This is a genomic window from Pseudomonas sp. FP2300, from assembly GCF_030687595.1.
Lineage (GTDB): Bacteria > Pseudomonadota > Gammaproteobacteria > Pseudomonadales > Pseudomonadaceae > Aquipseudomonas > Aquipseudomonas bijieensis.
Window position 1 is genome coordinate 5061202 of record NZ_CP117440.1, and the last position, 13407, is coordinate 5074608.

At 59.9% G+C, this 13407-nt stretch carries 10 protein-coding genes; all 10 read right to left on the reverse strand.

Going from position 1 to position 13407, the window contains the following annotated elements:
• Nucleotides 1-76: 76 nt before the first annotated feature.
• A complete protein-coding gene (brnQ, locus tag PSH86_RS22345) occupies nt 77-1390 on the reverse strand; it encodes a branched-chain amino acid transport system II carrier protein (protein WP_116833182.1) in 1314 nt (437 codons plus the stop codon).
• Between the two features lie 486 nt (nt 1391-1876).
• A complete protein-coding gene (sucD, locus tag PSH86_RS22350; RefSeq protein ID WP_014339581.1) occupies nt 1877-2761 on the reverse strand; it encodes a succinate--CoA ligase subunit alpha in 885 nt (294 codons plus the stop codon).
• Nucleotides 2761-3927 (reverse strand): ADP-forming succinate--CoA ligase subunit beta, encoded by a 1167-nt coding sequence (sucC, locus tag PSH86_RS22355; RefSeq protein WP_003179235.1) that lies wholly within the window; start codon nt 3925-3927, stop codon nt 2761-2763. Before sucC ends, sucD begins: the two co-directional genes overlap by 1 nt.
• Nucleotides 3928-4123: 196 nt before the next feature.
• A complete protein-coding gene (gene lpdA, locus PSH86_RS22360) occupies nt 4124-5560 on the reverse strand; it encodes a dihydrolipoyl dehydrogenase (RefSeq protein WP_109754460.1) in 1437 nt (478 codons plus the stop codon).
• 111 nt (nt 5561-5671) lie between these two features.
• Nucleotides 5672-6895 (reverse strand): 2-oxoglutarate dehydrogenase complex dihydrolipoyllysine-residue succinyltransferase, encoded by a 1224-nt coding sequence (gene odhB / locus PSH86_RS22365; RefSeq protein ID WP_092201798.1) that lies wholly within the window; start codon nt 6893-6895, stop codon nt 5672-5674.
• A 44-nt stretch (nt 6896-6939) separates the two neighbouring features.
• Nucleotides 6940-9771, reverse strand: a complete 2832-nt coding sequence (locus PSH86_RS22370; protein WP_109754461.1) for a 2-oxoglutarate dehydrogenase E1 component — start codon at nt 9769-9771, stop codon at nt 6940-6942.
• 262 nt (nt 9772-10033) lie between these two features.
• On the reverse strand, nt 10034-10738 hold the full coding sequence (locus PSH86_RS22375; RefSeq protein ID WP_018610098.1) for a succinate dehydrogenase iron-sulfur subunit: 705 nt from the start codon (nt 10736-10738) through the stop codon (nt 10034-10036).
• An 11-nt stretch (nt 10739-10749) separates the two neighbouring features.
• On the reverse strand, nt 10750-12522 hold the full coding sequence (sdhA, locus tag PSH86_RS22380) for a succinate dehydrogenase flavoprotein subunit (RefSeq protein WP_116833183.1): 1773 nt from the start codon (nt 12520-12522) through the stop codon (nt 10750-10752).
• A gap of 3 nt (nt 12523-12525) precedes the next feature.
• Complete coding sequence (gene sdhD / locus PSH86_RS22385; RefSeq protein ID WP_003204438.1) at nt 12526-12894, reverse strand: succinate dehydrogenase, hydrophobic membrane anchor protein; 369 nt, start codon at nt 12892-12894, stop codon at nt 12526-12528.
• Nucleotides 12888-13262 (reverse strand): succinate dehydrogenase, cytochrome b556 subunit, encoded by a 375-nt coding sequence (gene sdhC, locus PSH86_RS22390; RefSeq protein WP_003179220.1) that lies wholly within the window; start codon nt 13260-13262, stop codon nt 12888-12890. Before sdhC ends, sdhD begins: the two co-directional genes overlap by 7 nt.
• Nucleotides 13263-13407 lie beyond the last annotated feature (145 nt).

A 13407-nucleotide genomic window follows, 5' to 3' on the forward strand; every position in this document is an offset into this window, starting at 1 on the left:
CCGCACCCAAAAAAATGCCCCGTATCGATTGATACGGGGCATTTCGGTTGTAGCCGGTGAATCTGCCTGAAGCTGCTTAAGCCAGTGCTTCGCTGCGCTTGCCCAGCAGACGATCACACACCACCGCGACCGCCAGGGTCATCACCGAAGGCACCAGCCAGGCCAGGCCTTGTTCGCTCAGCGGCAGGTGGGCCAGTTGCGTCGGCATCCAGTCCGCCAGCCCGGCGCCCTTGAGCGCATCGATCAGGCCAAACAGGAACGACACCAGCATCACTGGGCCAACGATGCGCCCCTGCTCGTGCCAGAAGTCCTTGCAGAAGCTCAGGGCCACCAGGGCGATGCACGGCGGGTAGATCGCGGTCAGGACCGGGATCGAGAAAGCAATCAGCTTGGTCAGGCCCAGGTTGGACACCAATAGCGAGAACGCCGCTAGGATCACCACCAGCGTCTTGTAGGACAGCGGCAGCACGCGGCTGAAGTACTCGGCGCAGGCGCAGGTCAGGCCGACTGCGGTCACCAGGCACGCCAGGGAGATCAGCACTGCCAGGAAACCGCTGCCCAGGCTGCCGAACGTGTGTTGCACGTAGGCATGCAGCACAGCAGCGCCGTTGGTCGCGCCCACTGCCACTTCATGGCTGCCCGAACCCAGGCGGAACAGGCTGACGTAGACCAGTGCCAGGCCCACCCCGGCGATCAGCCCGGCAATGATGGCGTAGCGGGTGATCAGGGCCGGCGACTCGACGCCCCGGGAGCGGATCGCGTTGACGATAACGATGCCGAACACCAGCGCACCGAGGGTATCCATGGTCAGGTAACCATTGATGAACCCCTGGGAAAACGGCGCCGCAACGTACTCGGGAGTTGCCACGCCGATATCGCCAGCGGGCAAGGCAAACGCCGCGATCCCCAGCACGGCCAGGGCGATGATCTTCAATGGCGCGAGGAAACGGCCAACGGTGTCCAGCAGGCGGCCCGGGTAGAGCGAGATGAAGAACACCAGGAGGAAATACGCTGCACTGTAGAGCAACAGCGCCAGCGGGCTTTCACCGGTCAACGGTGCGAGGCCGACTTCGAACGAAACGGTGGCGGTACGCGGCGTGGCGAACAGCGGGCCGACAGCCAGGTAGCACACCGCTGCCAACAAGCCGCCGGCGACCTTGCCGATGGGGCTGCTCAAGGCATCCATCGCGCCACCGACCTTGGCCAGTGCGACGACGGTGATGACCGGCAGGCCGACCGCCGTGATCAAAAAGCCCAGCGCCGCCATCCAGACATGAGGCCCGGATTGCAAACCGACGATAGGCGGGAAGATGATGTTGCCGGCCCCGACGAACAGGGCAAATGTCATGAAACCAAGTGCCAGGATGTCCTGGCCTTTCAACACTTTCATTAAGGAAACCACACTACTGAATCGGAATTTAGAGAGGGATTTCCCTTATGGGTGAGGGAAATGCTGTCGATCCGTATAAGACCGACCCGTTTAGCGCGTCGCTTCCTTGTGGGCAGCAGTCGCAAAAATGGCTGCTAGCCTAACGAATTTGGCGATAAAACGCACTGTAAAGGGGCGAAGTATCCGATGTGCGACGTCCCCGTGTCGCGTTTACGTATCTATTTTTCCGGGTCTCCCCCAGTATCTAGAGTGCCCCTGTGGCGAGGGAGCTTGCTCCCGCTGGGCTGCGCAGCAGCCCCAATACAGACAACCGGATCTATTCAGGTAAAGCGGCGCTGTATGGTTTACGACTGCTGCGCAGCCGAGCGGGAGCAAGCTCCCTCGCCACAAGAGCCCCCTCTACATATTTCCCAGTCACACGGCCAGAAACGACAAAGGCCACCCGAAGGTGGCCTTTGTTGCTGGAACGAAAAGGTCAGCCGAAACTTACTTCTTCATTTCCCAGCCTGTCAGCTCGGCCAGGGCCTTGCCGATGTCTGCCAGCGAACGCACGGTTTTCACGCCTGCGTCTTGCAGTGCAGCGAACTTCTCGTCTGCAGTGCCTTTGCCGCCAGAGATGATTGCGCCAGCATGGCCCATGCGCTTGCCCGGAGGAGCAGTCACACCAGCGATGTAGGAAACAACCGGCTTGGTCACGTTGGCCTTGATGTAGGCAGCAGCTTCTTCTTCAGCGGAACCGCCGATCTCACCGATCATGACGATCGCTTCGGTCTTCGGGTCTTCCTGGAACAGCTTCAGGATGTCGATGAAGTTCGAACCTGGGATCGGGTCACCACCGATGCCGACGCAAGTCGACTGACCGAAACCGGCGTCAGTGGTCTGCTTCACGGCTTCGTAAGTCAGGGTGCCGGAACGGGAAACGATACCGACCTTGCCTGGCAAGTGAATGTGACCTGGCATGATGCCGATCTTGCATTCGCCTGGAGTGATCACGCCTGGGCAGTTAGGGCCGATCAGGGTGATACCCAGCTCGTCGCACTTGACCTTGGCTTCCAGCATGTCGATGGTCGGGATGCCTTCGGTGATGCAAACGATCAGCTTGATGCCGCCGAACGCTGCTTCAAGGATGGAATCCTTGCAGAAAGGAGCTGGAACGTAGATCACGCTGGCGGTGGCGCCAGTGGCAGCTACAGCGTCTTTCACGGTGTTGAACACTGGCAGGCCCAGGTGCTCGGTGCCGCCTTTGCCCGGAGTTACGCCGCCAACCATCTTGGTGCCGTATTCCAGGGCTTGCTGGGTGTGGAAACTACCTTGCGAACCGGTAATACCCTGGCAGATAACCTTGGTGTCTTTATTGATCAGGACGCTCATTATTTGCCCTCCGCAGCTTTGACAACTTGTTGAGCAGCGTCGGTCAGGCTGGTAGCAGCGATGATGTTCAAACCGCTTTCTGCCAGTACTTTAGCGCCCAGCTCAGCGTTGTTGCCTTCGAGGCGAACAACAACCGGGATTTTCACGCCGACTTCTTTCACGGCGCCGATGATGCCTTCGGCAATCATGTCGCAACGAACGATGCCGCCGAAGATGTTGACCAGTACTGCAGCGACGTTGGTGTCGGACAGGATGATCTTGAACGCTTCGGTTACGCGTTCCTTGGTAGCACCACCGCCCACGTCGAGGAAGTTGGCTGGCTTGCCGCCATGCAGGTTGACGATGTCCATGGTACCCATGGCCAGGCCGGCACCGTTGACCATGCAGCCGATGTTACCTTCCAGGGCCACGTAGTTCAGTTCGAACTTGGCAGCGTGCGCTTCGCGCGGATCGTCCTGCGACGGATCGTGGAAAGTCTTCAGCTTAGGCTGACGGTACATGGCGTTGGCGTCGATGTTGATCTTGGCATCGAGGCAGTGCAGGTCGCCGTCGGCCTTGATCACCAGCGGGTTCACTTCCAGCAGCGCCAGGTCGTGGTCCTGGAACAGCTTGGCCAGACCTACGAAGATCTTGGCGAATTGAGTGACCTGCTTGCCTTCCAGGCCCAGCTGGAATGCCAGCTCGCGACCCTGGAATGGCTGTGCGCCAACCAGTGGGTCGATGGTGGCCTTGAGGATTTTCTCAGGGGTGTCGTGAGCGATTTTCTCGATGTCCACGCCACCTTCGGTGGAAGCCATGAACACGATGCGGCGGCTCGAACGGTCAACGACCGCGCCCAGGTACAGCTCTTTAGCGATATCAGTGCACGATTCAACCAGGATCTTGGTGACTGGCTGACCGTTGGCGTCAGTCTGGTAAGTCACCAGACGCTTGCCCAGCCACTGCTGTGCGAAGGCTTTGGCGTCTTCTTTGCTGCGAACCAGCTTTACGCCGCCCGCTTTACCGCGACCACCGGCGTGAACCTGGGCTTTGACAACCCATTCGCTGCCGCCGATTTTGTCGCAAGCTTCTGCTGCCGCTTCCGGGGTGTCTACCGCGTAACCGGTGGATACTGGCAGGCCGTACTCAGCGAACAGCTGCTTACCCTGATACTCGTGAAGATTCATGCTTATTACCGTCTTCGTTAGGTACTGCGCATTCGGTGCTGCACCGTTCTGGTGCCGCACCACCTGTGACTGCTGCTTGCGTAGCTTTCCGGTCAACCGGTTCGGCTACGCAAGGCTGCGTCCAGCGGATATTCCGCGGTGAGTCTTGCTCGCAAGGCTCACGACGGGCCATACCGCCGTGGTTTCTTATTGTCTATTAACGCTTTTTGCGGTTGGCCACGTGGATGGCGCCGCCATTTACGGCCAGGGCCGCTTCGTGCAAGGCTTCAGACAGGGTCGGATGGGAGAAGACCATCATGCCCAGGTCTTCAGCGCTGGTGCCGAATTCCATACCGATCGCGCCTTGCTGTACCAGCTCGGCAGCGCTTGGGCCAATGACGTGAACGCCCAACACGCGGTCCGTCTTGGCATCGGCGATCACTTTGACGAAACCACCGGTATCGTTGGCTGCCATGGCACGGCCACTGGCGGCAAACGGGAAGGTGCCGACGTTAACTTCAACGCCTTCGGCTTTCAAGGCCTGCTCGGTTTTACCGACCCATGCGATTTCCGGGTGGGTGTAGATGACCGATGGGATCAGGTCGTAGTTCATCTGGGCTTTGTGGCCCTTGATGCGCTCGACGACCATGATGCCTTCTTCGGACGCCTTGTGCGCCAGCATCATGCCGCGTACCACGTCACCGATGGCGAAGACGCCTGGTACGGTGGTGGCGCATTGATCGTCAACCTGGATGAAACCGCGCTCGTCGATTTCCACGCCGCTATCGGCAGCCAGCAGATCGGTGGTCACCGGGCGACGGCCGACCGCAACGATCAGCTTGTCGAAGGTGATGGTCTGTTCGCCGTTGCTGTCGGTGTAGTTCACCAGGACTTCTTCACCGTTGACCTTGGAACCGGTCACGCGAGCGCCCAGTTTGATGTCCAGGCCTTGCTTGGTCAGGGTCTTCAGCGCTTCCTTGGAAACCGCGGTGTCAGCGGCCATCAGGAAGGTGTCGAGGGCTTCGAGCACGGTCACTTGTGCGCCCAGGCGCGACCAGACCGAACCCAGCTCCAGGCCGATCACGCCAGCGCCGATCACGCCCAGGCGTTTTGGCACGGACTGGAATTCCAGGGCGCCGGTGGAGTCGACGATCACGTTCTGATCGACTGGAGCCGGTGGAATGTCGATCGGACGCGAGCCCGGTGCCAGGATCACGTTCTCGGCTTCGATCACTTCAACCGAACCGTCTGGCTTGGTCACTTCGACTTTCTTGCCCAGCAACAGCTTGCCGTGGCCTTGGATCGAGGTCACGCCGTTAGCCTTGAACAGGGTGGCAACACCGCTGGTCAGGTTCTTGACGATGCCAGCCTTGCGGCCAACCATCGCTGCGACGTCCATCTTGACTTCGCCGGTGGAGATACCGTGGACGTTGAAGCTTTCTTTCGCTTCCTTGTACTTCCAGGAGCTGTCCAGCAGCGCCTTGGATGGAATGCAACCGACGTTCAGGCAAGTACCGCCCAGGGCCAGCTTGCCCTCGCCATCGGTGTATTTCTCGATGCAGGCAGTGGTAAGGCCAAGTTGCGCGGCCTTGATGGCCGCTACGTAGCCGCCAGGGCCCGCACCAATCACTACCACGTCGAATTTCTGAGTCATGAGTCATTCCTTTTCGAATCAAACCGGACGGTCACTTGTGGTGACCGTCGTGGGGACGAAACCGGTTGTTTCAGCAAGAGGCCGGTCAACCGACCGGCCCTCGCGGCGAAATCAGATATCCAGCAGCAGACGAGCCGGATCTTCAAGCAGGTTCTTGATGGTTACCAGGAAAGTCACGGCTTCTTTACCGTCGATCAGGCGGTGATCGTAGGACAGTGCCAGGTACATCATCGGACGAATCACGACCTGACCGTTGATCGCCATCGGACGTTGCAGAATGTTGTGCATGCCCAGGATAGCCGCTTGCGGCGGGTTGACGATCGGGGTCGACATCATCGAACCGAATGTACCACCGTTGGTGATGGTGAACGTACCGCCGGTCATCTCTTCGATGGACAGCTTGCCGTCACGGGCCTTCTTGCCGAAGGTGGCGATGCCGCCTTCGATTTCGGCCAGGCTCATCAGCTCGGCGTTACGCAGTACCGGGACCACCAGGCCACGGTCGCTGGAAACCGCAACACCGATGTCGGCGTAGCCGTGGTAGACGATGTCGGAACCGTCGATCGACGCGTTGACGGCCGGGAAACGTTTCAGCGCTTCGGTGGCAGCCTTGACGAAGAACGACATGAAGCCCAGGCGTACGCCGTTGTGGGACTTCTCGAACAGATCCTTGTACTTCGAACGCAGGGCCATGACTTCGGTCATGTCGACTTCGTTGAAAGTGGTCAGCATCGCCATGTTCGACTGGGCTTCGACCAGACGCTCGGCAACCTTGGCCCGCAGGCGGGTCATCGGAACGCGTTTTTCAACACGATCACCGGCAGCGAACACCGGCGCGGCAGCAGCAGGCGCGGCTGGCTTGGCGGGTGCGGCGGCTGGAGCGGCTTTCTTGGCGGCAACGGCGGCAACCACGTCTTCCTTGGTCACACGACCCCCCTTGCCAGTACCGGCAACGGAAGCGATGTTGATGCCGTTCTCTTCGGCGATCTTGCGCGCAGCAGGCGCAGCGACTGGATCGTCTTCGCCGTCGGCAGCTGGAGCAGCGGCCTGGGCGGCAGCCGGTGCAGCGGCGGCGGCAGGAGCGGCGGCGGCAGCGCCGCCTTCTTCGATCGAGCCCAGGACCTGGTTCGACAGAACGGTAGCGCCCTCCTCGGCAACGATTGCGCCCAGCACGCCGTCAGCTTCGGCCAATACTTCCAGCACGACCTTGTCGGTCTCGATGTCGACGATCAGGTCGTCACGCTTGACGGCCTCGCCTGGTTTCTTGTGCCAGGTGGCAACGGTGCCATCGGCAACCGATTCCGGGAATGACGGGGCTTTGATTTCGATAGCCATTATCTGTGGGTCCTTAAAATTCGGTTTCAGTCAGCGCGAAGGCGTTAAACAGTGAAAGCATCTTGCAGCAGTTTTTCCTGCTGCTCGGCGTGCATCGACGCATAACCACACGCAGGTGCAGCGGAAGCATCACGGCCAGCATATTCAAGGCCCAGGGCCTTGTTATGGTTGCCAATGCTGCGACGCAGATGATGCTGGCTGCTGTACCACGCGCCCTGGTTCATCGGTTCTTCCTGACACCACACCACGTGGGTGAGGTTGGTGTAAGGCGCGATGGCCTCCATCAGGTCTTCTTCCGGGAACGGGTAAAGCTGCTCGATACGCACGATGGCGATGTCTTCGCGGCCTTCGGCACGACGTTTTTCCAGCAGGTCGTAGTAGACCTTGCCGCTGCACAGGATCAGGCGAGTCACCTTCGCCGCGTCCAGGGTGTCGATTTCCGAAATGACGGTCTGGAAGGAGCCTTCGGCCAGATCTTCGAGCGTGGAGATCGCCAGTTTGTGACGCAGCAGCGACTTCGGTGTCAGCACGATCAACGGCTTGCGCAGCGGACGGATGACCTGACGACGCAGCAGGTGGTAGATCTGTGCCGGGGTGGTCGGTACGCAGACCTGGACGTTGTGCTCGGCGCACAGTTGCAGGTAACGCTCCAGACGTGCCGAAGAGTGCTCCGGCCCCTGCCCTTCATAACCGTGTGGCAACAGCATGGTCAGACCGCAGAGACGGCCCCACTTGTGCTCGCCGCTGGTGATGAACTGGTCGACAACCACCTGGGCGCCGTTGGCGAAGTCGCCGAACTGGGCTTCCCAGATCACCAGCGCATTCGGCTCGGTGGTGGAATAGCCATATTCGAACGCCAGGACGGCTTCTTCGGACAGCAGCGAATCGTACAGGTCGAAACGGGGCTGGCCTTTGTACAGGTGTTGCAGCGGGATGTAGGTGCTGGCGTCTTTCTGGTTGTGCAGCGCCGCATGGCGGTGCGAGAAAGTACCGCGACCTACGTCCTGGCCGGTGATGCGAATCGGGTGACCTTCGAACGCCAGGGTCGCGTACGCCATGGTTTCGGCGTAACCCCAGTTGATCGGCAGGCCGCCGGCTTGCATCTTCTGCCGGTCTTCGTAGATTTTCGCGACCTGGCGCTGAACCACGAAGCCTTCCGGGATTTCCAGCAGCTTGGCGGACAGTTCCTGCAGGGTCTTGAGGTCGAAACGGGTGTCGTGACGCGCGGTCCAGGCATGGCCCAGATAAGGACGCCAGTCCACGAACAGCTCTTTGTTCGGCTCTTTGACCAGGCTTTTTACAACGTGCAGGCCGTTATCCAGGGCATTGCGATATTCATCGACTTTTTCCTGGACGCGCTCGGCATCCAGCACGCCGCCTTGGGTCAGGCGCTCGGCATACAGTTCACGGGTGGTGCGCTGCTTGGCGATCTGCTGGTACATCAACGGCTGGGTGCCGCTTGGCTCGTCGGCCTCGTTGTGGCCGCGACGACGGTAGCAGACCAGGTCGATCACCACGTCGCGCTTGTACTGCATGCGGTAGTCGATGGCCAACTGAGTCACGAACAGCACGGCTTCCGGGTCATCGCCATTCACATGGAGAATCGGCGCCTGGATCATTTTCGCGACGTCGGTTGCGTACTCGGTGGAACGCGAGTCCAGCGGGTTGCTGATGGTGAAGCCGACCTGGTTGTTGATCACGATGTGCACGGTGCCGCCGGTCTTGAAACCGCGGGTCTGCGACATCTGGAAGGTTTCCATGACCACGCCTTGACCGGCGAATGCCGCGTCACCGTGGATGGAGATCGGCAGCACCTTCTCGCCAGTCGGGTCGTTGCGACGATCCTGACGGGCACGGACCGACCCCTCGACCACCGGGGAAACGATTTCCAGGTGGGACGGGTTGAATGCCATGGCCAGGTGGACTTCACCGCCGGTGGTCATCACGTTGGACGAGAAGCCCTGGTGGTACTTGACGTCACCGGAGCCCAGCTCGACCTTCTTCTTGCCTTCGAACTCGTCGAACAGCTCGCGCGGGTTCTTGCCGAAGGTGTTGACCAGCACGTTCAGACGGCCACGGTGGGCCATGCCGATGACGACTTCCTTGGTGCCGTAGGAACCGGAACGCTGGATCAGCTCGTCGAGCATCGGAATCAGGCTTTCGCCGCCTTCCAGGCCGAAACGCTTGGTGCCCGGGTATTTGGTGCCCAGGTATTTCTCCAGGCCTTCACCGGCAGTGACGCGCTCGAGCAAGTGGCTCTTGATCTCGGCGGAGTACGTCGGACGGCCACGAACGCTTTCCAGACGCTGCTGGAACCACTGGCGCTGCTCGGAATCGGTGATGTGCGTAAATTCAGCGCCGATGGTGCGGCAATATGTCTGCTGCAACGCTTCGTGAATTTCGCGTAGGCTCGCTTCCTCTTTGCCGATGAACAGGTCGCCGGCACGGAAGGTCGTATCAAGGTCGGCATTGGTCAAGCCGTAGTGAGTGATCGACAGGTCTGCAGGTGCAGGACGCTGCCACAGCCCCAGCGGGTCGAGCTGGGCTGCCTGGTGGCCTCGCATCCGGTAGGCCTGGATCAGTCGCAGCACTTCAACTTGCTTCTTCTCGTGCTCGGAGCTCACGCTGCCGGCAGACACCGGTTGAGCGCGGCGCTGGTTCTTTGCCAGCAGCACGAAATGATCGCGAATCGTCGAGTGCGAAACATCAGTGGCAGAGTTACCGTCAGCCGGCAACTTCTGAAAGTAGGTGCGCCATTCTTCTGGCACAGCGTTAGGGTCGTGCAGGTAGAGCTCGTAGAGCTCTTCCACATAGGCAGCGTTACCACCGGAGAGGTGGGCACTGTTCCACATGCGCTGCATCACGCTTTCTTGCATGCTTGGTCACCCTCGATTAGGGGAACACCACCGGCGAAAACACCGAGCAAACTTGCAGAAGTCCGAGTGCAGCGACTAAAACAAGCCACTTAGGATCACGCTGATAGTCCGGGTACCAGCCCGGATGCCCCTGCTTGTCTCATTTCTTCAAAATAAGAACCGCCGCTTTGTGAGCGGCTGTTCTGGTTATAGCCAAGACGCGGGTTGAAGCCCACGCCCTGGCCTTTACGGGTACAGCGGTTCTACGGGTACAGCAGCTGAATCACACGCCGCTTTGCAGCAACATGTTACGTACGTGACCGATGGCCTTAGTCGGGTTCAGGCCTTTCGGGCAGACGTTGACGCAGTTCATGATCCCGCGGCAGCGGAATACGCTGAACGGGTCATCCAGTGCAGCCAGACGCTCGGACGTCTTGGTGTCACGGCTGTCTGCCAGGAAGCGGTACGCTTGCAGCAGGGCGGCCGGGCCCAGGAACTTGTCCGGGTTCCACCAGAAGGATGGGCACGAGGTCGAGCAGCAGGCGCACAGGATGCACTCGTACAGACCGTCGAGCTTCTCACGCTCTTCCGGAGACTGCAGACGCTCGATGGCCGGAGCCGGCGTGTCATTCTGCAGGTATGGCTTCACCTTCTCGTATTGCTTGTAGAAGATGCTCATATCGACGACCAGGTCACGGATAACCGGCAAACCTGGCAGCGGACGAACGATCAGCTTGTTGCCCTTGACCACGGCGGACAGCGGCGTGATGCAGGCCAGGCCGTTCTTGCCGTTGATGTTCATGCCGTCGGAGCCGCAAACGCCCTCGCGGCAAGAGCGACGATAGGAAAAACCTTCGTCCTGTTCCTTGATCAGGGCCAGCACGTCCAGCACCATCAGGTCCTTACCACCGGTATCGACCTGGAAATCCTGCATGAACGGCGCAGCGTCCTGATCAGGGTTGTAGCGATAAACACTGACTTGCAACATGGCGGCCACCCTTAATAAGTCCGAATCTTAGGTTCAAAAGTCGGAACAGTCTTCGGCGAGAAGTTCACGGCACGCTTGGAGACGCGTTTTTCACCCGGGAAGTACAAGGTGTGGCACAGCCAGTTTTCGTCGTCACGATCTTCGAAGTCTTCACGGGCGTGAGCGCCGCGGGACTCTTTACGTACTTCGGCAGCGATGGCGGTAGCTTCAGCCACTTCCAGCAGGTTCTGCAGTTCCAGCGCTTCGATACGGGCAGTGTTGAACGCCTGCGACTTATCGTTGATCTTCACGTTGGCGATTCGTTCACGCAATTGTGCCAGCTGGGCAATACCCTTCTGCATGTATTCGCCGGTACGGAATACACCGAAGTAGTTCTGCATGCAGTTTTGCAACTCGCGACGCAGGGTCGCCACGTCTTCGCCTTCGGTACGCTCGTTCAGGGCGGACAGACGCGCCAGGGCCGCTTCGATGTTGGCGTCGGTGGCGTCGTCGTACTCGATACCGTCGGACAGCGCCTTCTCCAGGTGCAGGCCGGCAGCGCGGCCGAAGACCACCAGGTCGAGCAGCGAGTTGCCGCCCAGGCGGTTGGCACCGTGAACCGATACGCACGCCACTTCACCCACTGCGAACAGGCCAGGGATGATTTCGTCGACGCCTTCGGCGTTCTGGGTGATCGCCTGGCCGTGGATGTTGGTGGCAACGCCGCCCATCATATAGTGGCAGGTTGGAACCACTGGAACCGGCGCAACGACTGGGTCGACGTGAGCGAAGGTCTTGGACAGCTCGCAGATACCTGGCAGGCGGCTGTGCAGCACTTCCTCGCCCAGGTGGTCGAGCTTGAGCATCACGTGGTCGCCGTTCGGGCCACAGCCGTTGCCGGCGATGATCTCTTTAACCATCGAACGAGCCACGACGTCGCGACCGGCAAGGTCCTTGGCGTTCGGAGCATAACGCTCCATGAAACGCTCGCCGTGCTTGTTGATCAGGTAACCACCTTCACCACGGCAACCTTCGGTCACCAGTACACCGGCGCCGGCGATGCCGGTCGGGTGGAACTGCCACATTTCGATGTCTTGCACCGGAACGCCAGCACGCAGGGCCATGCCGACGCCGTCACCGGTGTTGATCAGGGCGTTGGTGGTGGAAGCGTAGATACGGCCAGCACCGCCGGTCGCCAGCACGGTGGCCTTGGCGCGGATGTAGGTGGTTTCGCCGGTTTCAATGCAGATCGCAATCACGCCGACGAAGGCGCCGTCCTGGTTTTTCACCAGGTCAACGGCGTAGTACTCGTTCAGGAACGTGGTACCGGCCTTCAGGTTGCCCTGATAAAGGGTGTGCAGCAGTGCGTGACCGGTACGGTCGGACGCCGCGCAAGTACGCGCAGCCTGGCCGCCCTTGCCGTAGTCCTTGGACTGACCACCGAACGGACGCTGGTAGATGCGGCCGGTTTCGGTACGTGAGAACGGCAGGCCCATGTGGTCCAGCTCGAACACCGCGGCCGGGCCTTCCTGACACATGTATTCGATAGCGTCCTGGTCACCGATGTAGTCGGAACCCTTGACGGTATCGTACATGTGCCAGCGCCAGTCATCGTTCGGATCGGCCGAAGCAATGGCGCAGGTAATGCCGCCCTGGGCGGATACAGTGTGCGAACGGGTCGGGAAAACCTTGGTGATCACGGCAGTCTTGTGACCGCCCTGTGCCAGTTGCAGCGCTGCGCGCATGCCGGCACCGCCACCACCAATGATGATGGCGTCGAAAGAAATCGTTGGAATGTTAGCCATGGATCAGATACCCCAGAGAATCTGCACACCCCAGACGAAGTAAGCGAACATCGCAACGCCGCATACTGCCTGGAAGAGGAAACGTACGGCAGTCGCCGATTTGCCGAACGCCATTGGCGTCAGGTAGTCGGTCGCGATGGTCCACATGCCGACCCAGGCGTGAGCGCCCAGTGCGACGAGTGCCAGCAGACTGAAGATACGCATCCAGTTGTTTGCGAACAGTTCATGCCATTGGGCATAGCCCAGGCCAGGGTTTGCCACGACATATCCGATCAGGAAAATGAAGTAAGCCGCGAGAACGACCGCAGACACACGCTGGGCCATCCAGTCATAGAGGCCCGAACGCGAAAGGTTCGTGACGTTGGTTACCATATCCAGACTCCTGCCAGAACGATCAGCACCGCAGACACGGCGATAATGATTTTCGAGCCCAGCTTGCCGCCTTCCAGCGTCTCACCGATGCCCATGTCCATGATCAAGTGGCGCACACCGGCGACCAAGTGATACAGCAAGGCGGACAGGATGCCCCAAATCACTAGCTTGGCTAGCGGACTGGTCAGACACGCTTTCACCTGACCGAAGCCTTCTTCCGAATCGAGCGACTTGTCCAATGCATAAAGCATGATGGCCAGGCTGACGAAGAGGATGACACCGGAAATACGGTGAAGAATGGACGTGTAAGCAGTGACTGGGAGTTTGATGGTCCTTAGGTCTAGGTTTACAGGTCGTTGGCTTTTCACGGCTTTTTTTTCACACTGAAGAGCCCCTAACAATCAGGGCAAAGTTGTTGGGGCGCGCACTGGTCAGGTACTCACCACCCAGGGAGTGACGACCCCCAAGAAAGCAGGCCCAAAAGCCCCTGGCGGTCGGTGGCCGAGTATAGAC